This window comes from Collinsella sp. AM38-1BH, assembly GCF_003467545.1.
Lineage (GTDB): Bacteria > Actinomycetota > Coriobacteriia > Coriobacteriales > Coriobacteriaceae > Collinsella.
On record NZ_QSHC01000010.1, the window covers coordinates 61,476 to 80,488 of the forward strand.

Here is a 19,013-nt window from a genome sequence, read left to right on the forward strand (position 1 = left end):
ATTAGATATCCGCCTTGAGGTCGAGGGAAAGCGTCAGGGGCGCCGCGGTCTTTTCGTAGGAGTCGCACACGCTTGCAAGGATGAGCTCGGCATACACCGCAGCCTGGTCGTCTTCATCGACAGTCGCCTGATCGCCAAAGGTAAAGGTCATGCCCACGTGCGATTCGTCGACATCGAATTTGATCGAGATATCGTCGGAATCAACAGCCGTGCAGCCAAAGATGAAGGCTTCCTCGGCAGCCATGCGGATGTCCTCGATGCGATCGACAGACATGGAGCACAGGGCACCAACGTTGGCCGCCGTCATGCGCACAAGGCGAGCGAGACGCGGGTCACCAGCAACGGTAAGCGTGATGGGGCAGGTTGCTTCGCTACTCATCTCAGGACTCCTCAGAGGTCTCGGCGGGCGTATAGGTGTAATACTGAGCCGGCCTGGCTACAGACTTGTGAGCCACATCTGCGCCATCGGCGGCCTCGTCCTCGCCAATTAGGACGCGCTCGGTGGGCTGCTCGGCCTCCGCAGCGGCAGCGGCGAGCTTGCGCTCGGCGTCAGCTGCAGGTGCCTTCACCTTATTGAACAGCTTCTGCACGGCACCGGCGGCAGAATCGGTCACGCTCGACACGGCGTTGCTGGCCTCGGCCATACTGCCCGTGACCTCGGAAATGTCGCGAACGACGGCCTCAACCTCAACGAGGTTGGACGTCAGGGCGTCAACGGCGGTCTTGCTCGACTTAAGCAGCGGCTCAATCTGGGCAAGTGCCGGTGTAAGTTCGTCGACAGCGCCGTCGAGTTTTGCCACCACCGGCTGCGCCTCGGCGATAGTGTTGTTGAGGTCGGTTACGGTCTTATCGAGCGAGTCGACAACGGTGCGGGTCTTGCGCAGCGTGAGCGCGAGCTCAGCGATAGCCCACACGCCGGCAATGGCAAGCACCAGCAGGGCAATTTGAATGGGACTCATACAAGCCTCCCGGAAAAATCGAAATACAGACGCTGTTCATGGTACCCCAAAGAAGGGGAAAGATACCCAAAGGGAATGTGCGAGGTGCCAATGACCTACTTGGGCGCGTTACCGCTACGGTCACGTTCGCTTTGCTCCACACGCCACTCTTCCCAACCGCGGCCGGCAGGCTGCCAAAAGGCACCATGTTCCAGGCCGTCGGGCAAGTAGCGCTGATCGACCCAGCCTTCGGGATAATCGTGCGGATACTTGTAAACGCCGTACTCATCGCTACCAGGGCGATGGCGATCGCGTAGGTAACTGGGCACCTCGCGAAGACCACTGCTGTGGATATCGGCTAGCGCCGCATCGATCGAGGCCTCGCACGCATTGGACTTAGGCGCCAAGCACACATAGAGCGCAGCTTGTGCCAGGTTAATGCGACATTCAGGATAGCCAATAACTTCAGCAGATTTAAAGGCAGCATGCGCCACCAAAAGTGCCTGCGGATCGGCATTACCAACGTCCTCAGAAGCCTGAATCATAATACGGCGAGCGATAAACTTGGGATCTTCACCCGCATCAATCATGCGCGCGAGCCAATAGATCGTGGCATCGGGGTCGCTACCGCGCATAGACTTAATAAACGCACTGATAATGTCGTAGTGCATGTCGCCGTTTTTGTCGTACGAAAAGCCACGACGCGGGTTGGCAATTTTTACGTCATCCACGGTGATGGGATAGCGCTCCCCCGCCGCCGGCGCCGGCGTTCCCTCGGTATCGGGACGCGTGACGGCAATCTCGCTCGCCAGTTCGAGCGTCGTGAGCGCCGAGCGAGCGTCACCCGCTGCCAGCGTGCAGATGGTCTTAACCGTATCCTCATCGACCAAGAACTTGCCGTTCAAACCCTGCGGAGCCTCGAGTGCACGCTCGATCAGCGTGGCAATGTCCTCGTCTTTAAGATGCTCAAGCTCCACCACGCGACCGCGCGAGAGCAATGCCGAGTTGACCTCGAAGTACGGATTCTCCGTCGTGGCGCCAATCATAATAACGGTACGGTTCTCAACCGCATGCAGCAATGCATCCTGTTGTGACTTCGAAAAGCGATGAATCTCGTCGATAAACAGGATGGTGCGACGGTCGTACGTATTCAGACGCGTCTTGGCCTCGTCAATCACGCGGCGAAGATCCTTTACGGTGCCCGTCACGGCGCTGACTTCGACAAACTCGCTCTTGGTATGGTTGGCGATAATGTGGGCCAGCGTCGTCTTGCCCGTACCGGCCGGCCCGTACAGAATCACACTCGACAGCACGTCGTGCTCAATCGCGGCACGCAGCCATGAGCCCTTACCGACGGCCTTTTGCTGGCCCACGTAATCATCGAGCGAATTGGGGCGCATGCGCACCGCGAGCGGCGCATTTCTAAAGGAACGCTCGCGCGTCGAGGCAGAAAAAAGGTCGTCCATAGCCATCCCGTGCATCAATCAAAATCGTTGTTGACCAACAGTATACCGAAAGGATACGAACTACCGTTCGTTAATATAGGTGCGGTGCGGAAACTTTAAACCCGGGAACAGCTTGCTCGTGAGCTCGCAGAAATAACCGTCCGTCATGCTCGCGATGTAATCCACCACGGCTTGATCCTTGTCGTCCTGCCAGGCATACACGCGATCGTAGTAAGAAAGCTGCTGCTCAATGCGAGAAATGTGATGCTTAAAGATGTACGAAGACTCGTCGCCTTCGTTTATGTCCCGCAGGCAACGGCCGTAGAGCTTTTCGAAGGCCTCTCGCAGCTCCGCTTCGGAGTCGCCTTCGATACCGCCCTTGCTATAGATTTTCTCGTAGTTCTCGCGCTTGGCTCGGCGTATTTCCTCAAACAGGTCCTCGCTCATCTCGATGCGCGGCTTGCCATAGCTGTGCTCGACGATATCGATGGAAGCGTGCGTGAGGATCCAACTGTTGTAGGCACCGCCCCGGCCATCATCAAAAGCGTCTGGCGAAAGCAGGCCCGCCGCGATCGCATCCTGACGGTCACGACCGACGTAGGCGAGGATGTCCGAAATGCGAACGACGCAGCCCTCGAGCGTCATGGGACGCAGGTGCTCAATAGCGCCATAGCCCGTGGCGATACAGTCCTCAACTGTCCGATCGAACTGGTCAAAGGAGCCCATATCCGACAATTCAAACACGCGCTGCTCGTACTCGCCGTTATGGCATAGCACGCCGTCGAGCGTCTGGAGCGATACGTTGCGGCCATACAGGGCATCGAGCACGCGCACCGACTGCACGTTATGGAAAAAGAAGCGGCCGGTGCGCTCGTGGTAAATATCGTTGAGGAATCGCTCACCGGCATGGCCAAAGGGCGTGTGCCCCAAGTCGTGGCCCAGGCCAATCGCCTCAATCAGATCACAGTTGAGCCCCAAGGCGCGGCCGATATCGCGTGCGATGCGCGAAACAAGCTGCACGTGCAAACCGCGACGTGACAGATCGTCATTGCTACGGAAACTAAAGACCTGCGTTTTGCCTGCATAACGGGTGTACGCCGGAAGATGAAGTATCTTTTCGGTATCGCGCATAAACGCTGGACGCATAAGCGTACCTTTGTCGGCGACACGATCAACACGACGAATGACCTGGTCGTCGTTGCAACGACACGGGTTGACATAGCCCGAAGCACGATCGGCGGCAATGCGCTCGACAAGTTCGGACGACAACGCCGAGGGAATACGGTCCATGCGCGCCTTTATGACGGCCGTTTCTTGATTAGTTGCCATGGCATGCTCCTTAAGAAGGATGCGCAATCGGTTACAATGTGCAGCCCACGACCTCGATTATGGCAAAAATCGGCACCAAAAACGGGAGCAATGGCAGGGAGCGCGATTTTGTGATGAGGCAGGAGAGGGCAAGGGCCAGGAGCGCGGCGGCAAATGCCACGATGCCACCCATAGGGTCGAGCGTGCAAAGCGCGAAGAGCGCCTTGGCATCTCCCATGCCGATGCCCGGGGTTTGGCGAAGACGACGCCAGAGGGACTCAGTCAGCACGAGAGCAAGATACACAATGACGGCAAGACCCGCGTGGTCAAGCGCTGTGTTCAAACCGAGGTCGAGCAAAACACCCGCCAACGCCGCCACGGCACATGCGCCGGCAAGCCCATTGGGAAACCGTCGCTCTCGGGCATCAATTGCCATGCCGGCAAAGATGCAAATCCAAAACGGGATATAGACCATCGGACGCCTCCTCGAGCTGCATCGCAAAAGCAAAAACCACCACACCTTTGCGGTGGTTTTGGTGGTGGTTATTTGGCGCCTTGCATGACCTCGTCAAGGGTAACGTTGACGGCGTGCTGCGTCGGCACCCAGTCGACCTTCAGGAACAACGCGGCCACCGTGATGGGGATATAGCTGAACATAAAGATCGGGAAGGTAAACAGGTTAGTCACCAGACGCCACTTTTGCGCGCAGTGAATGTGCTTGTACTCAAAGATAGTCGTGAGCAGCGCCAGGATAAAGAAGGTCTGATACATCATGGCGAAGGTCATAATGAGCGAAGCGGCGCACGCCTGCATCTCGACTTCGGTAGCCAAGAAACCATGCGAAAGGCCACCCACAATCAAGAACGTCGCATTAGCGAGCATCGAGATCAGCGATAGCAGCATACCCGGGGCGATCGTCATGAACATGTCGTAGGCGGCAAATCGATGATAGCGGAACGTCGACTTGACCAGATGTTTGCCGTAGGTAAAGAACACCTGGTAAAAGCCCTTGGTCCAGCGCATACGCTGCTTCCAGGATGCCTTGAACGTCACGGGTTGCTCGTCAAAGAACTCCGCAGGCGCATAACCGATGCGAATGCCGTGAATGGCGCAGAACGTGGTGAACTGAATATCCTCGGTCAGCGTATGGAACTGCCAACCGTGCATGCCCTCGATAACGCTGGCGGAGATGAGGTAGCCCGAACCAGAGACAGCGCAAGAAGTCTTGCAGATGTTGCGCGCGTTATTGAGAAAGCGCGCCTCGCGCAGGTACCAAGTAGCATTAGCTGCCGAGATCCACGAGCTGCCAAAATTCTTGGAGTTACGATAGCTCGTGACCACATGGAAGCCCTGGTCAAAGGCATCGTTCATCTTGGAGACATAATCGCGGGAGATGACGTTATCGGCATCGAAGATAAAGTAGCCCTCAAACGTGTCGGGATACTCGTTGAGAATGCGATCGAAACCAAAGTCCATGACCCAGCTCTTGCCCTTTCGGGCCAGGTCATTGCGCTCGTAAACAATGGCACCGGCCTCGCGTGCGAGCTGCGCGGTGTTGTCGGTGCAGGCGTCGGCAACGACAAAGACCTCGATAAGCTCGGACGGATAGTCCTGGTCCTTGATGGAGCGTACGAGATTGGCAATTACGGCTTCCTCGTTATGCGCAGCAATGAAGAAGGCATAGCGGTGAAGTTTTTTGGCCTTGGGAGGCGCGACCTCGCCACGAAGAGCGCCAATGACAAAGAAGACCACCTGGTACAGAAAGCAGACCGTGAGCAGCGTGACAACAATCTGGTTGAAGATCACGATGGGTGTGTTGGTTTGTAAAAAGGCGAGCATGCAGGCTCCCGAGAACGCGTTACGTAAACAACCGTATATCTTACCGCAGGCTTACCGAGTTCAAGAAACCACCTAATACTGGCTAGGCTTCGAGCAGACCGAGCTGCGGAACGATTTCGTCGCCGGCAGCGGTGCGGCCAAGCGAGCGCGGGGCCAGGTCGTCAAGAACCGCGGCGAGATCCCACGGCAGCTCGTCGCGGCACTCAATGCGCTCCCCCGTCACGGGATGGTCGAATGCAACACGCCAGGAATGAAGGAATTGCCTGGTCAGACCCTGATCGGCGCGTGCATCGCACTTGCCGTAGAGCGGATCGCCCACGCAGGCGTGGTTGATATGGCGCATATGCACGCGAATCTGATGTGTGCGGCCCGTAAACAGGTGGCACTCGACGAGCGTATAGCCGTCGTCAAAACGCGTGGAATCGAAGCGCTCGAGGACCTTAAAGGTCGTAATGGCCTGGCGCGCGAAAGGATCGTCCGAAACCGCCATCTTGACACGGTCACGCGTAGAACGGGCAATGCCGGTGTTAATGGTGCCCTCATCCATAGCGATATGTCCGTGAACGAGCGTGATATAGCGACGATCGAGCGTGCGCGTGCGAATGAGATTTTGGAGTGCGCGCTGCGTGTCGTCGTCTTTTGCCGCAAGCATGAGGCCCGAGGTATCGCGATCTAAACGATGCACGATGCCGGGGCGGTCCTCACCCTGCACGGTACCCAGATGGTCAATGCCGCAGTGGTAGACCAGAGCGTTCGCAAGCGTGCCGCTCTCGTGGCCATGGGCGGGATGGCACACCAGGCCGCGCTGCTTGGAGAGCACGATGAGGTAGTCGTCCTCGTAACGGATATCGAGGGGGATGGCCTCGGGAATCACATCAGTGGGATCATGCGGCTCGGGCAGGTCGACCGAGATGCGGTCACCGGAGCGCACAGCATATTTTTTTGATAGGCAGGTCTCGCCGTTCACGATTACGGCGCCGCCCTCGATCAGATGCGCGCAGGCAGAGCGCGTGGGGCAGCCGTCGTTGGCACCCAGAAAGGCGTCAAGACGCTGGCCAGAGCAATCGTTGGCAACAAGAATATGGATGTCGGCCATTAACGCTCATTCCTTTCACGAATCTTGCGGGCACGCTCCCCACGCTGCTTGGCTTTGCGCTTGGCGCGGGCCTCATCACGAGCATTGAGCTCGGCAGTCGCATCGACTTCGCGGGCCGCAGGGCTCAAGAACATGTAGCCGATGAGGGCAAGCACGACACCTAAGGTGATGCCGATATCGGCCACGTTAAAGACGGGGAAGTCGATGAAGGTGGTGGCAATAAAATCGGTCACGAAGCCAAAGACAAGGCGATCGATCGCGTTGCCGATAGCGCCGCCCGCGACCATAGCCATGCCCACAACCTCAAGATGGGCGAGCTGGGATGCACGAACGAGGTACACGGCGATAGCGATAATAACCGCCAACGCCAGCACGGCAAACGCGATGCCATGCCCCTCGCCCATGCTAAAGGCAGCACCGATATTGCGGACAAAAATAAAGTCGATGACACCGGGGATGACGGTCACATGTAAAGCGTCGCCCACGGCACGAACCGCAAGCTTGGTCAGCTGGTCAACGAGCAGCACAACCAGTGCCACACCACCAGCAACACCCAACCGCCAACGCAAAGGCGGCGTCATACCCCCAGCACGACCCAAATCAATCCCCTACCCTCAAGAACATCGAATTACGTTTAATACAAAGAACTATCTTATATTGCCATACGCAGAACGCACGACATATCCACCAACGCAAGCGAAATAACCAGCTAAAAACGAAAGCGACATTCCGAATAACGGAATGTCGCTTAATAGCTTTCGACTAAAAACGCAAGTCGAAAGAAAGCCTCTAGCTCCAGCAATGGAAACGCCGCGTTATCGTCACCAACAGCGAAAACGTCCCTAAGCGAGCAAGGTGACGTGAAAGAGGAGGGAAGCGTACTTTGGTACGCGACCGACGATTGAACGTCAGATTGCCGCTTAGGGGCGTTTGCAGCGTCGGTAGGTTACGGCGTTCTACGAACGCCGTAACCTACAAAACATCGGCGCAGCGCTTGCAAATATGTGCGTGGCCGTTGTACTCGCCGACGGTGGTGCGGTAGTTCCAGCAACGGTCGCAGCACTCGCCCTCGGCTGCCTCGATGGCAACGGAGAGTTCCTCGCCCGGGGTCAGCTCAACATCGGAAACGATGTAGAACTCAGCCAGGTCGACGGCCTTGTCGCCGGTCAGCAGCGCGTACATCTCGGCAGGAACGACCGCCTTGACGCGGACCTGCTGGCTCTTAGTGAAGGTGCCGGCAGAACGGGCATCCTCAAGGGCCTTGGTCACGGCGCTACGGAGCTCGAGCGAAGCCTCGAGCACGCCCTCGAACTCATTGGCCTCGTCGACCGTGATGGGCGACTTGTACCAATCGAGTAGCGCGGCGTACTTCTGGTGATCGACGCAGCCGGCGGGCGCATAGGCCATGGCCTCGTCGACCGTGTAGGACAGGATCGGCTGCAGGTCGCGCATGAGCATCGAGAAGAGCTCGGCCAGCACGGTCTGGGCGCTGCGGCGCTCGAGCGAGCCGGGCTTGTCGCAGTACAGACGGTCCTTCAGGGCGTCGAGGTACACGTTGGAGAGCTCAGTAACCACGAAGTCGTAGAGCGCACGGTAGGCGCGCGGGAACTCGTAGCTGGCGTAAGCATCGTCGACCTCGGCCTGGACCTGAGTCAGGCGGGCAACCATGAGCTTGTCGAGCGGCAGCAAGTCGGCAAAGGCGACGCCGTCGGTCTCGGGCTCAAACTGACCCTCGAGCTCAGAGAGCAGGAAGCGCAGCGTGTTGCGGAAACGACGGTAGGCATCGGACGTACGAGCGAGAATCTCATGGTCGATGGAGACGTCGGAGCTGGTGTCGACGGAGGCAACCCACAGACGGATGATGTCAGCGCCCATCTCGTCGCAGACCTTGTTGGGGTCGATGACGTTGCCGAGCGACTTGGACATCTTGCGGCCCTGGCCATCGAGCGTGAAGCCCTGCGAGACGACCGCCTTGTACGGAGCATGGCCGTTGGCACCCACCGAGGTGAGCAGCGAGCTCTGGAACCAACCGCGATGCTGGTCGGAGCCCTCGAGATACACGTCAGCCGGGTACTCAAGCTCGGGTCGATACTCGCAGACGGCCTTCCAGGACACGCCGGAGTCCCACCACACGTCGAGAATGTCCTTATCAGCCTTGAGGTGATGGCCGCCACACTTGGGGCAAACGCAAGCCTCGCCCAGGTAACTCTCGGGAGCGTCGGTGAACCAGGCGTCGGAGCCCTTCTCGTGGAAGAGCTTGATGACGGCGTCGAGCGTGGCGTCGTTCATGACCTTCTCGCCGCAGTCGGCGCAAGTGTAGCTGGGGATAGGCACGCCCCAGTTGCGCTGACGGCTGATGCACCAGTCGGGACGCTGCTCGACCATGGCGCCGATGCGGTTGGCGGCGTGAGCCGGATACCACTTGACGTTCTCGCGGACCTCTTTGCCAGCCTGCTCGCGCAGACCGGTCTTGTCCATCGAGACGAACCACTGGTCGGTAGCACGGAAGAGCACCGGGTGCTTGCAGCGCCAGCAGTGCGGATAGCTGTGCGTGATCTTCTTCTCGAGGACCAGGGTGCCGCGCTCGCGCAGGAACTCGATGATGTGCGGGTTGGCCTCGTCGGTATCCATGCCGCTGAAGGGGCCGCCGGTGCCAAACTCCTCGCCGGTGTAGAACTTGCCGTCGTCATCGACCGGCATGCAAATGTCGGTGATGCCCTCCTTGAGGCAGGCGAAGTAGTCGTCGACGCCGTGACCGGGCGAGTTGTGGACGATACCGGTACCGTCATCGACACCGACGTAATCGGCCAACAGTGCCACGCCCTCAACACCGTCAAAGATCGGCTGCTTATAGTGAATGTGATGGAAGGTCTCGGCGGGAACCACATAGGGCTTGCCGTCGACCACAACCGGGGTGTACTCCCAGCCAAACTCCTCGCAGCACTTGGGAGCCAGGTCCTCGAGCATGACCTCGGCGCGGCCGTCGTGCTCAACGGCGACGTAGGCGGCACCGGGCTTGAGAGAAACTGCCTGGTCGGAGGGGATGGTCCACGGCGTGGTCGTCCAGATGATAAAGTCAACCGGGCCGTCGAAGTTCTCGAGGCCGGCGGGCTTGGAGGTCATCTCAAAGCGCACGAAGATGGACGGGCTCGTCTCGTCGGAGTACTCAATCTCGGCCTCAGCAAGTGCGGTATGGCAGTGCTTGCACCAGTGGACGGGCTTGTGACCGCGATAGATCATGCCCTTGTCGAACATGGCCTTGAAAACCTCGATGTCGGCGGCGTCATGCTGGTGATAGAGCGTCAGATAGGGGTTGTCCCAATCGCCGAGCACGCCCAGGCGACGGAAGCCGGCCTTCTGCAGCTCGATGTTCTCGACAGCGAACTTGTTGCAAAGCTCGCGGATCTTAGCCGTGGAGGTCTGGTTGAACTTCTCGGTGCCGAGCTTCTCCTCGACCTTATGCTCGATCGGCTGGCCATGGCAGTCCCAACCGGGGACATAGGGAACCTCATAGCCCTGCATCATCCAGTAACGGTTGATCATGTCCTTGGAGATCTTGTTCATGGCGTGGCCGATGTGGATCGGGCCGTTGGCGTACGGAGGGCCGTCGTGCAGCACGAACTTCTTGTGACCCTCGTTCTTCTTCAGAACCTGCTCGTAGACCTTGTTGTCCTGCCAGTCCTTGAGTCGCTTGGGCTCGGACTTGGAAAGACCGGCACGCATGGGAAAACCGGTCTTGGGCAGATTCATCGTCTGCTTGTACTCGTTTGCCACGGTACCCCTTTCATGTCGTGGGCGCGCACGCCCGTTGGGCACCAAAAAAGCGCCCGTCCCTACAAGCTGGGACGAAGCGCCACAAAACGGACTGTACGCCCGCAAAAGCTCTTCGTTTAACCACCCAGCTTAGATGCCCTCGCCCGCGTATTCGCGCGCTCGCATCCGTTACTCGGCTGGCCTGTATCGACGACCATCTCGGCGATATCTACTAAGACGAGCCTGTGCGACGCGTCCGTTGGGACCGCAGCTCCGGGGTGATTTTCATCGGTCGCATGCACGGGTTCTCAGCGCTCCCCGCTCTCTGTAACATGCGGACGGCCGACTACTCGTCCCCATCAACGCTTATGCGGAGTATGCTAGCACGTTCCGCGCCGGCGAAAAACCCTCAACACTGGTTTTATACGTTCGAAATTTCTCGCGGCTGTGGACCTTCTCTAGGAGCAAAATACCTGAAAGCACTTTATCGAAAGAAAGAAGGTTGCCATGCGCACGATTGGAATGAGTGATTATACCGTCGGCGAGGATTGCTTTACCGAGCTGCCCGCCGCACTGGCAGAGTACGGAGCGACCAAGGTCGCCATCATTGGCGGCAAGCGAGCCCTAGCTGCGGCGCTGCCGGGCATCGAGGCGGCGCTTGAAGGTACCGACGTCGAGATTCTGGAGACGCGCGTCTACGGCACCAACAGTACGCGCGCCAATATCGCCAAGGTCGTGAACTCCCCCGCTTGCCAGCAGGCAGACGTGCTTATCGCCTGTGGCGGCGGCAAGGCACTCGACACCGTCAAGACAGCGGCAATCGAGCTCAAGAAGATTGTCTTTACGGTGCCGACGATTTGCTCTAACTGTTCCGCCGCGACCGCCATTGCCGTCGTCTACAACGACGATGGATCGCTCGAGGGCTATTCGTACCCCAACCGACCGGCGCACATCTTCATCAATCCCAAGATCATCGCCGAGGCTCCGGCGGAGTACTTCTGGGCCGGCGTGGGCGACGCCCTGTCCAAGCAGCCCGAAGTCGAGTACGCCACGAGCGCCGGCGACCTGGAGCACACCGCCGGCCTTGGCCTGGCTCTTGCCCACACCTGTTCCGAGCCGCTGTTTACCTACGGTGTTCAGGGTCTTGAGGACGTTCGTCAGAATCTGTCGAGCGAGGCCGTCAAGCAGATCGCGCTCGACATCGTGGTCAACACGGGCTATGTCTCGAACCTGACCAACCAGAACGATTACTACTACAACTCGAGCGTGGCGCACGCGTTCTACAACGCCACCTGCAGCATTCCGCGTGAGGGCACCTACCTGCACGGCGAAGTCGTAAGCCTGGGCGTGCTGGTGTTGTTCGCCTACACGGGCGACACCGAGAACCTTGAGCGCTACGCCGCCTTTAACAAGCAGATGGGCCTGCCCGTGACGCTTGAGCAGGTCGGGCTTTCCGAGGCCGATATCCCTGCTCTGTGCAAGTACGCACACGCCACCAACGAGTGGAAGCAGGGCAACCCGGAGCCCTTCACCGACAAGAAGTTCGCCGCTGCCATCAAGGCCGCCAACGCCTACGGCCACACGCTCTAGGTCTAGCCCAAAACCACCACAAGGGAGCAGTGCCCTTGTGGTGGTTTTTTATTGCTCCAGCATGCTGGGGTCGAACTCGCTAACCGGGATCACGCGATAACCGTGGCGGAGCAGTAAATCAACGAAGACGCCGTTGCCCGCCGTGAGGGTGCCACTGAATGTTCCGTCGTAGATGAGGCTCGCGCCGCACGAGGGACTACGGTCCTGCAGGATGCACGCGACGATCTCTTCCGGCCCACCCGCCTGCTCGCACATGTCGAGCGCACGTTGGGCGCCTAGGCGAAATTCCAGGTCAACGGACACGCCCTCGCAGGTACAGACCTCGCCGTTCACAATCTCGGACGGCTTGCGCGGCGTGGGCAGGCCCCCAAAGACCTCAGGGCACACCAAGAGGACCTCGGTCCCTGTACGCTCGCAGGCCTCGACCAACTCGCGATGATAGTTGTCGAGCCCATTATACTTGCAGCTCTCGCCCATCAAACAGGCACTCACCACGATCTTCATTTCCATCCCTCTCAAGCAAAACGCCCCATTTGAGAAAGCTGCTCAAATGGGGCGTCGACGTTTACTGGCTCGACCGCGGCTTTACTGTTGCTTGGGCATCAGCGGATTCTCGCGCGTGAGGAGGTTCATGAACTCCTCACCCGTGATGGTCTCCTTCTTGTACAGATAACGAGCCAGCTCATGGAGCTTGAACTTGTTTTCCTTGAGGATCTGCAGGGCGCGATCGTGCGCGTCCTCGATCAGCTTAGCGACAATCGCGTCCACACGCTCGGCCGTACCAGGGGCGCAGGTGAGCGACGTGTCCTGATTGAGATACGCGTTCTGCACGGTACCGAGCGCCATCATGCCAAACTCGTCGGACATACCAAAGCGCGTCACCATATTACGGGCAAGCTTGGTGGCCTGTTCGATATCGTTGGCGGCACCGGTCGTCATCTCGCCAAAGATGAGTTCCTCGGCCGCACGGCCGCCGCAGTAGACGGCGAGCTTGTCCAAGACCTCCTGGCGTGTCGTCAGGAAGCGCTCGTCCTCCTCGACCTGCATGGTATAGCCAAGAGCACCGCTCGTGCGCGGCACGATGGTGATCTTGGTAACCGGCGCGGAACCCTTTTGGCGGGCAGCGACGATAGCATGGCCGATCTCGTGGTAGGAAACGACCTGCTTCTCGTGGTCGGAAAGCACCGTGGACTTACGCTGTTGGCCGGCAATGACGACCTCCACCGACTCCTCGAAGTCGTCCTGGGTTGCACGCTTGCGACCCTCGCGAACGGCGCGCAGGGCGCCCTCGTTGATGATATTGGCCAGGTCGGCGCCCGAGGCACCGGGCGTGGCGCGGGCAATCGCGGTCAGGTCAATCGGCGGCTCGGTCTTCACACTCTTGGCGTGAAGCTCAAGGATGTTCTTACGGCCGGTCAGATCGGGCAACTCGACGGGGATGCGGCGGTCAAAACGACCGGGGCGCAGCAGCGCCGGATCGAGACTGTCGGGGCGATTGGTTGCGGCAAGGACAACGATACCCTTGTGGTTATCGAAGCCATCCATCTCGGTCAGCAACTGATTGAGCGTCTGCTCACGCTCGTCGTTGCCGCTAAAACCGCCGCCATCGCGCTTCTTACCGATGGTATCGATCTCGTCGATAAACACGATGCACGGGGCCTTTTCCTTGGCCTGCTTAAAAAGGTCACGCACCTTGGCGGCGCCACGGCCGACGAACATCTCGACGAACTCAGAACCCGAAATGCTAAAGAACGGAACACCAGCCTCGCCGGCAACAGCCTTGGCTAGCAGGGTCTTACCGGTACCCGGAGGGCCAACAAGGAGAGCACCGCGCGGCAGCTTGGCGCCAATCTCCTCGTAGCGCTGCGGCTTCTCCAGAAAGTCGACGACCTCCTTGAGGGACTCCTTGGCCTCTTCCTGGCCGGCGACGTCCTTAAAGGTCACGCCCACGTCCTTGGAGGCGATCACGCGCGCGCCGGACTTACCCAGTCCGCCGCCGCCAAAACCGCCGCCGCCAAAGTTCATCGACGGGCCGTCATCGCCCATAGCCTTCTTCATGCGGCGGTTGAGCCACCAACCGATGAGGAAGAAAATCGCCATGGGAAGAATGAGCGTGAGCAGGTAGTAGGTCATCAAACCCGAGTTTTTATCGGGAACGACCGACTCCAGCGAAGCGCCAGACTCAAGCACGCGATCGGTAAAGCCCGCATCGTTCGGCACACCGGTCGTCTTATAGGCGATGTTCTCGTCCTCGCCCTTCTTGGTGTAATAAATCGAGTAATCGTCCGTGTTGTACTCGACCTTGTCGACACTCTTCTTATCGAGCGCTTTGACAAACGTCGAGTAATCGGTCTTCGTAATCTGCTGCGTGTGACCGATGTTAGGGAACAGAACGGTCGAGAGCACGAGGTAGACGACGAAGGCGATGAGCACGTAGAGGATCATATTCCGTCTACGCTTGTTGTCATCCATCTCCATCTGCTTGAACTCCATCTACTGGGGTTGATAATGCTAACTAGAATACCCAACCCGGCCGGCGATAAACCGACGCCGGGCACGAAAGGATAGAGATGGCATCACTCGAAGTCGGCAAGGTTCAGATCTATACGGGCGATGGCAAGGGCAAAACCACGGCTGCGCTGGGATTGGCGATGCGCGCCACAGGTTATGGGCTCGACGTACTCATGCTGCAGATTGCCAAGAAGCTGCACTGCGCCGAGCATGATGCGGCACCACGCCTAGGGTTACGAATTGCACAGGCCGACCGCGACACGCCCGAGGCTTGCGCCGCACAGATCATGGAGCTCGCACGCGAGCAGATCTCACAGGTCGACGTTCTGATTTTGGACGAACTCGGCGAGGCCATGCGCCGCGGCTTTGTGGCGCGAGAGGATGTCGAGGAACTAATCGCGATGAAACCCGACACCACAGAGCTCATACTGACCTGCCGCGGCCTGCTGCCCCTCGCGGACCTCGCCGACCTGGTCACAGAAATGCGCCCCGTCAAACACTACTTCGACGAAGGCCTCCTGGCCCGCCAAGGCATTAAATACTAATGAAACCGAAGGGGACGGAGGAAAACGGACATCGACATCACGACGGAGAGCAATGATCCGTTTCCCTCCGCCCCAAGGGATCATTAGGCGATGGCGCGGCCTAGCCAGTTGCCGCTGTGGTGGTAGATGGTGAACATCGTGGCCGTAATGAGCCAGGTTACGGGGTAGACCAGCAGTAGATGCTCGAGCGACGGATCGAAGGGCATGATCGCAAACACCCAAATCACCCTCAAGACAACGGTGCCAAAGATGGTGAGCATCATAGGCTGCAGACTCACGCCGGCGCCGCGAATGGAGCCCGACGCGTTTTCGATAATCGAGAAGATCGCGTAGAACGGCGCGATAAAGTGAAGAATCGTCGTGGTGTACGCCGAAATCGAAGCATCGTCGACAAACAGGCGCGACAACGGACCCGAGAACACCAGCAGCACGGCAGACAGGCCACCAATGAGCATAAACGACAGCACGAGCGACGTATGGTAGCCCTTTCGCATACGCTCGTAGTTGCGCGCGCCAAAGTTCTGTGCCGAGAACGTGGTAATCGACACGCCAAGCGCCTCGGTAACCATCCAGACAATGCCATCCAGGCGGCCCGAAAGACCCCAAGCCGTGGTGACATCGGCACCAAACGAGTTGACCGACACCTGAATCAAAACGTTGGAAATCGAATACGCAGCAGACTGAAAGCCAAGCGGCAGACCACACGAAATCATGCTCTTACAAATACCAGGATCAATGCCGAGTTTGGACAGTGAAAGCCGCCACGCACCCGGTGCGTGCATCATACGAATCACGATCATCGTGGCATTGGAGCAAATGGTCAGCGCCACCGCGATGCCGCAGCCCAGAGCCTCCATATGAAGTACGGCAACGAAGATGACATCCAGCACCGCATTAACAAGGCAGCCGGAAGCGATGATCACAGCGGGCCCGCGCGTGTCGCCCACGGCGCGCAGCAATGCCGTTCCCATATTGAGCAGCAGCGCCGCAACCATGGCGGCAAAATAGCAACGGGCATAGGCCACGCCCTCGGCCAATAGTTCATGCGGCGTATTCATAAGCACCAGCATGGGCTCAACGAACACTATGCCAAGAATCGAGAAAGCGATACCGCCCACCAGCGCGAGCGTCATGGCCGTGTGGACCGATCGGCTCAGGCGCTCGTCATCGTGCTGGCCAAAAAACTGACCGGTAATAACGGCACAGCCAGCACCCACACCGACGCAAAAACCAATGCAGAGCTCGGTGAGCACCATCGTGGCCTGAATGCCACCCAGCGCGAGCTTGCCGCCAAACTGACCGACGATATAGGTACCGATAAGCGTGTATGCCTGCTGAAAGAACGAACTAAAGAAAATGGGAACGCACAGCGACAGCAGCTGCTGCCAAATGACACCCTGCGTTACATCGATAGCCGTAGATTTCTTAGCCACACGCCCTCCCCACTAGCGTACGTCATACAACAAAACGGCAATTTAAGACCAAAGCCGACACCAGCTTAGCACCGACCAGCGTCGGCCGAAACGCCCCGAACCACAGCCCGGTGCGAAATATCTGTTTAGTGATACAAACCCGGCTGGTAGTGATACTCATTGCTCACATGCGGACACAGCTGCCAAAAGGCGACAGCACTTGCCGCGGCCACGTTGAGCGAATCGACCCCGTGCGCCATCGGAATTCGCACGGCTCGGTCACAGCCCGCAATGGTCTTGGCGCCCAAGCCAGCACCCTCGGTGCCCATAAAGATTGCCAGGCGGTCAATCTCCTGCAGCGCGGAATCGTCCAACGACACCGAATCATCCGTCAATGCCATGGCGGCACACGAAAAGCCGGCATCGTGTAGCGCCGCCAGCCCATCATGCGGCCATACGCGCGCCTCGCTGCCAATGCGTGTCCAGGGCACCTGGAACACCGTGCCCATGCTCACACGGGCCGAGCGACGGTACAGCGGATCGCAGCACGTAGGGCTCACCAAAATGCCATCGACGTTCAGCGCAGCCGCCGAGCGGAAAATCGCGCCGACGTTGGTGTGGTCGACAATGCCCTCGAGCACGCACACGCGCACCGGGCGCTCCCCCGCCGCCTCGACGACGCCACCCAAGAACTCGGCTACCGGAATCTGACGTGGACGGCGGAATGCCGCGAGCGCACCGCGTGTCACGTTAAAGCCCGTCAGCTGCTCCATAAGCTCCATCGAGGCCACGAACACGGGAACCGGGCCCGCGCCCTCGCGCACAACCAGGCGCTCAAACAGCGGCATCATCTGGTCGAGCCAGCGTTCGCCCAAAAGAAAGCTCACCGGCTCGTATCCGGCGCGAACCGCGCGCTCGATAACCTTGGCACTCTCGGCGATAAAGATGCCCTTTTGCGGCTCCAACACGCAGCGCAGCTCGCGCTCGGTCAGTCGCACGTAGGCATCGAGCCGCTCGTCCTCGAGCGAATCGATTTGCAGCACCTCAACGGCATCAGTCATAGCAGCCAGCCCGCACCTTTCTTTGCAGCACCTATACAAATATCGGGGCAACGCCATGCGCTACCCCGCCACTCATTCCAACCCGATAATACCGAAGGGATAAACGGGTTTACACATCAACGCGACGATACGTCACGAACTCATAATCGAGACCCTCGTCACCCTCGCCCGCGGCAATCGTAGCAACACCACCACGTCGCGCAATCTCCCACGCGGGATCGGCATCCAGATCGGGAAAGTACGTGTCCACGGCATGGATGCAATGGTTGTGCGTGACCTCGGCCTCCACGCAATACGGCAAAAACTGCCGATACACCTCGCCGCCGCCAATCACCCACGCAACGGGTTCATCGGCTACCACGGCGAGCGCTTCATCAACGCTATGCACCACGTCGACGCCCTCGGGCGCAAAGCCTTGGTCGCGCGTGAGCACAATGTTGCGGCGATTCTTGAGCGGTCGTCCGCCGGGAAAACTCAACAGCGTCTTGCGTCCCATAATGACCGGGCAACCTTTGGTGCGCGCCACAAAATGACGCATGTCGGCACGGTTGGACACCACCATGTCGCCCTCGCACCCAATACCCCAGTCATCGCACACGGCGACGATGGCAGAAAGCTTACACGTCATGAGCGCCACCTACACCGCAATGGGAATGTTCTTGACCTGCGGGCCGTGCTCGTAGCCCTCGACGATCAGGTCATCGGTCGTAAACGCATAGAAGTCATGCACATCGGGGTTGAGCGTTACCTTGGGCGCGGCAAACTGCGGACGCTCGATAAGCTCGCGGACGATATCGACATGGCGGTCGTAAATGTGGGCATCGGCGATCACGTGCAGCAGCTCGCCGGGAATCATATCGACCGACTGCGCAACCATCATCAACAGAATTGCGTACTGGCACACATTCCAATTGTTCGCGGCCAAAATGTCCTGGCTACGCTGGTTGAGAATCATGTTGAGCGTCGGTTTGTCGTCCTGCGGACGCTGAGTGACGTTATAGGTCACGCTGTAGGCGCACGGATACAGATGCATCTCGGATAGATCGCTGAACACGTACGTGTTCGTCATAATACGACGGCTGTACGGCGTATGCTTGAGGTCGTACAGCACGCGGTCCATCTGATCGAAGTCGCCCTCGGCGTAATGGCTCTTCTGGCCAATCTGGTAGCCGTAGGCCTTGCCGATAGAGCCGGTCTCGTCAGCCCACTCATCCCAAATATGACTGTTGAGGTCATGCACGTTATTGGACTTCTTTTGATAGATCCATAGGATCTCGTCCATAGCAGACTTAAGCGCCGTACGGCGCAGGGTAAGTGCCGGGAACTCTTCGCGCAGGTCATAGCGCGCCGTGACACCAAAGTTTTTAATGGTATAGGCAGGGGTGCCGTCCTCCCACACCGGGCGGACCTTTTGGCCCTCGGTGGTGGTGCCATGGTCCAGAATATCGCGGCACATGGCTACAAACTGTTGATCAGCCTTGCTCATTGACCCTCCTGTCAGTCGCCTACAAGCGA

17 protein-coding genes are annotated in these 19,013 nt (G+C 58.8%); 2 read left to right on the top strand and 15 right to left on the bottom strand.

The window, feature by feature from the left end:
• Position 1: 1 nt before the first annotated feature.
• From DW870_RS05725 to ileS, 9 genes are all read right to left on the bottom strand, one after another.
• On the bottom strand, positions 2-379 hold the full coding sequence (locus DW870_RS05725; RefSeq protein ID WP_022094590.1) for a hypothetical protein: 378 nt from the start codon (positions 377-379) through the stop codon (positions 2-4).
• 1 nt (position 380) lies between these two features.
• The gene (locus DW870_RS05730) at positions 381-959 is read right to left on the bottom strand and encodes a hypothetical protein (RefSeq protein WP_117735058.1); all 579 of its coding nucleotides are present in this window, start codon (positions 957-959) and stop codon (positions 381-383) included.
• Between the two features lie 95 nt (positions 960-1,054).
• Positions 1,055-2,404 carry a replication-associated recombination protein A gene (locus DW870_RS05735; protein WP_199573613.1) on the bottom strand — a complete coding sequence of 450 codons (1,350 nt, stop codon included), beginning with the start codon at positions 2,402-2,404 and terminating at the stop codon, positions 1,055-1,057.
• A 60-nt stretch (positions 2,405-2,464) separates the two neighbouring features.
• Complete coding sequence (locus tag DW870_RS05740; protein ID WP_117742834.1) at positions 2,465-3,712, bottom strand: deoxyguanosinetriphosphate triphosphohydrolase family protein; 1,248 nt, start codon at positions 3,710-3,712, stop codon at positions 2,465-2,467.
• 31 nt (positions 3,713-3,743) lie between these two features.
• Positions 3,744-4,166 (bottom strand): prepilin peptidase, encoded by a 423-nt coding sequence (locus tag DW870_RS05745; protein ID WP_117877153.1) that lies wholly within the window; start codon positions 4,164-4,166, stop codon positions 3,744-3,746.
• Between the two features lie 68 nt (positions 4,167-4,234).
• Positions 4,235-5,530, bottom strand: a complete 1,296-nt coding sequence (locus DW870_RS05750; RefSeq protein ID WP_022094595.1) for a glycosyltransferase family 2 protein — start codon at positions 5,528-5,530, stop codon at positions 4,235-4,237.
• 82 nt (positions 5,531-5,612) lie between these two features.
• Positions 5,613-6,626 (bottom strand): RluA family pseudouridine synthase, encoded by a 1,014-nt coding sequence (locus tag DW870_RS05755; protein ID WP_117769608.1) that lies wholly within the window; start codon positions 6,624-6,626, stop codon positions 5,613-5,615.
• Positions 6,626-7,165, bottom strand: coding sequence for a signal peptidase II (lspA, locus tag DW870_RS05760; RefSeq protein WP_233504582.1), 540 nt, complete (start codon positions 7,163-7,165; stop codon positions 6,626-6,628). The genes DW870_RS05755 and lspA overlap by 1 nt, the downstream gene beginning before the upstream one ends.
• A 433-nt stretch (positions 7,166-7,598) precedes the next feature.
• Positions 7,599-10,376, bottom strand: coding sequence for an isoleucine--tRNA ligase (ileS, locus tag DW870_RS05765; protein WP_369831643.1), 2,778 nt, complete (start codon positions 10,374-10,376; stop codon positions 7,599-7,601).
• A gap of 510 nt (positions 10,377-10,886) precedes the next feature.
• Between ileS and DW870_RS05770 the strand changes: the two genes are divergently transcribed.
• Entirely contained in the window at positions 10,887-11,969 is a 1,083-nt protein-coding gene (locus DW870_RS05770; protein ID WP_117769605.1) for an iron-containing alcohol dehydrogenase family protein, read from the top strand.
• Between the two features lie 48 nt (positions 11,970-12,017).
• Here the strand turns inward: DW870_RS05770 and DW870_RS05775 are convergent, their stop codons facing one another.
• Both DW870_RS05775 and ftsH read right to left on the bottom strand, forming a co-directional pair.
• Positions 12,018-12,473 (bottom strand): DUF523 domain-containing protein, encoded by a 456-nt coding sequence (locus DW870_RS05775; protein WP_117769604.1) that lies wholly within the window; start codon positions 12,471-12,473, stop codon positions 12,018-12,020.
• Positions 12,474-12,554: 81 nt separating this feature from the next.
• Positions 12,555-14,447 carry an ATP-dependent zinc metalloprotease FtsH gene (ftsH, locus tag DW870_RS05780; protein WP_171021520.1) on the bottom strand — a complete coding sequence of 631 codons (1,893 nt, stop codon included), beginning with the start codon at positions 14,445-14,447 and terminating at the stop codon, positions 12,555-12,557.
• A gap of 92 nt (positions 14,448-14,539) precedes the next feature.
• Between ftsH and DW870_RS05785 the strand changes: the two genes are divergently transcribed.
• Positions 14,540-15,025, top strand: coding sequence for a cob(I)yrinic acid a,c-diamide adenosyltransferase (locus DW870_RS05785; protein WP_117847666.1), 486 nt, complete (start codon positions 14,540-14,542; stop codon positions 15,023-15,025).
• 83 nt (positions 15,026-15,108) lie between these two features.
• Here DW870_RS05785 and DW870_RS05790 read toward each other — a convergent pair whose 3' ends face one another.
• The 4 genes from DW870_RS05790 to thyA all read right to left on the bottom strand — a co-directional run bounded on the left by DW870_RS05790 (position 15,109) and on the right by thyA (position 18,984).
• Positions 15,109-16,458: an MATE family efflux transporter gene (locus DW870_RS05790; protein ID WP_117769602.1), complete on the bottom strand. Its 1,350-nt coding sequence runs from the start codon at positions 16,456-16,458 to the stop codon at positions 15,109-15,111.
• 125 nt (positions 16,459-16,583) lie between these two features.
• On the bottom strand, positions 16,584-17,498 hold the full coding sequence (locus tag DW870_RS05795) for an RNA methyltransferase (RefSeq protein ID WP_117769601.1): 915 nt from the start codon (positions 17,496-17,498) through the stop codon (positions 16,584-16,586).
• A 109-nt stretch (positions 17,499-17,607) separates the two neighbouring features.
• Positions 17,608-18,126, bottom strand: coding sequence for a dihydrofolate reductase (locus DW870_RS05800; RefSeq protein WP_117769600.1), 519 nt, complete (start codon positions 18,124-18,126; stop codon positions 17,608-17,610).
• Positions 18,127-18,135: 9 nt separating this feature from the next.
• The gene (gene thyA / locus DW870_RS05805; protein ID WP_006234017.1) at positions 18,136-18,984 is read right to left on the bottom strand and encodes a thymidylate synthase; all 849 of its coding nucleotides are present in this window, start codon (positions 18,982-18,984) and stop codon (positions 18,136-18,138) included.
• Positions 18,985-19,013: the final 29 nt, after the last annotated feature.

What these genes read in the sequence shown, in the direction of transcription:
- DW870_RS05800 (WP_117769600.1), bottom strand. Translation starts at nt 18,126, where the DNA reads ATGACGTGTAAGCTTTCTGCCATCGTCGCCGTGTGCGATGACTGGGGT.
- DW870_RS05735 (WP_199573613.1), bottom strand. Translation starts at nt 2,404, where the DNA reads ATGGACGACCTTTTTTCTGCCTCGACGCGCGAGCGTTCCTTTAGAAAT.
- DW870_RS05770 (WP_117769605.1), top strand. Translation starts at nt 10,887, where the DNA reads ATGCGCACGATTGGAATGAGTGATTATACCGTCGGCGAGGATTGCTTT.
- ftsH (WP_171021520.1), bottom strand. Translation starts at nt 14,447, where the DNA reads ATGGAGATGGATGACAACAAGCGTAGACGGAATATGATCCTCTACGTG.
- DW870_RS05745 (WP_117877153.1), bottom strand. Translation starts at nt 4,166, where the DNA reads ATGGTCTATATCCCGTTTTGGATTTGCATCTTTGCCGGCATGGCAATT.
- thyA (WP_006234017.1), bottom strand. Translation starts at nt 18,984, where the DNA reads ATGAGCAAGGCTGATCAACAGTTTGTAGCCATGTGCCGCGATATTCTG.
- ileS (WP_369831643.1), bottom strand. Translation starts at nt 10,376, where the DNA reads ATGAATCTGCCCAAGACCGGTTTTCCCATGCGTGCCGGTCTTTCCAAG.
- DW870_RS05795 (WP_117769601.1), bottom strand. Translation starts at nt 17,498, where the DNA reads ATGACTGATGCCGTTGAGGTGCTGCAAATCGATTCGCTCGAGGACGAG.
- DW870_RS05775 (WP_117769604.1), bottom strand. Translation starts at nt 12,473, where the DNA reads ATGAAGATCGTGGTGAGTGCCTGTTTGATGGGCGAGAGCTGCAAGTAT.
- DW870_RS05730 (WP_117735058.1), bottom strand. Translation starts at nt 959, where the DNA reads ATGAGTCCCATTCAAATTGCCCTGCTGGTGCTTGCCATTGCCGGCGTG.
- DW870_RS05750 (WP_022094595.1), bottom strand. Translation starts at nt 5,530, where the DNA reads ATGCTCGCCTTTTTACAAACCAACACACCCATCGTGATCTTCAACCAG.
- DW870_RS05725 (WP_022094590.1), bottom strand. Translation starts at nt 379, where the DNA reads ATGAGTAGCGAAGCAACCTGCCCCATCACGCTTACCGTTGCTGGTGAC.
- DW870_RS05785 (WP_117847666.1), top strand. Translation starts at nt 14,540, where the DNA reads ATGGCATCACTCGAAGTCGGCAAGGTTCAGATCTATACGGGCGATGGC.
- DW870_RS05740 (WP_117742834.1), bottom strand. Translation starts at nt 3,712, where the DNA reads ATGGCAACTAATCAAGAAACGGCCGTCATAAAGGCGCGCATGGACCGT.
- DW870_RS05755 (WP_117769608.1), bottom strand. Translation starts at nt 6,626, where the DNA reads ATGGCCGACATCCATATTCTTGTTGCCAACGATTGCTCTGGCCAGCGT.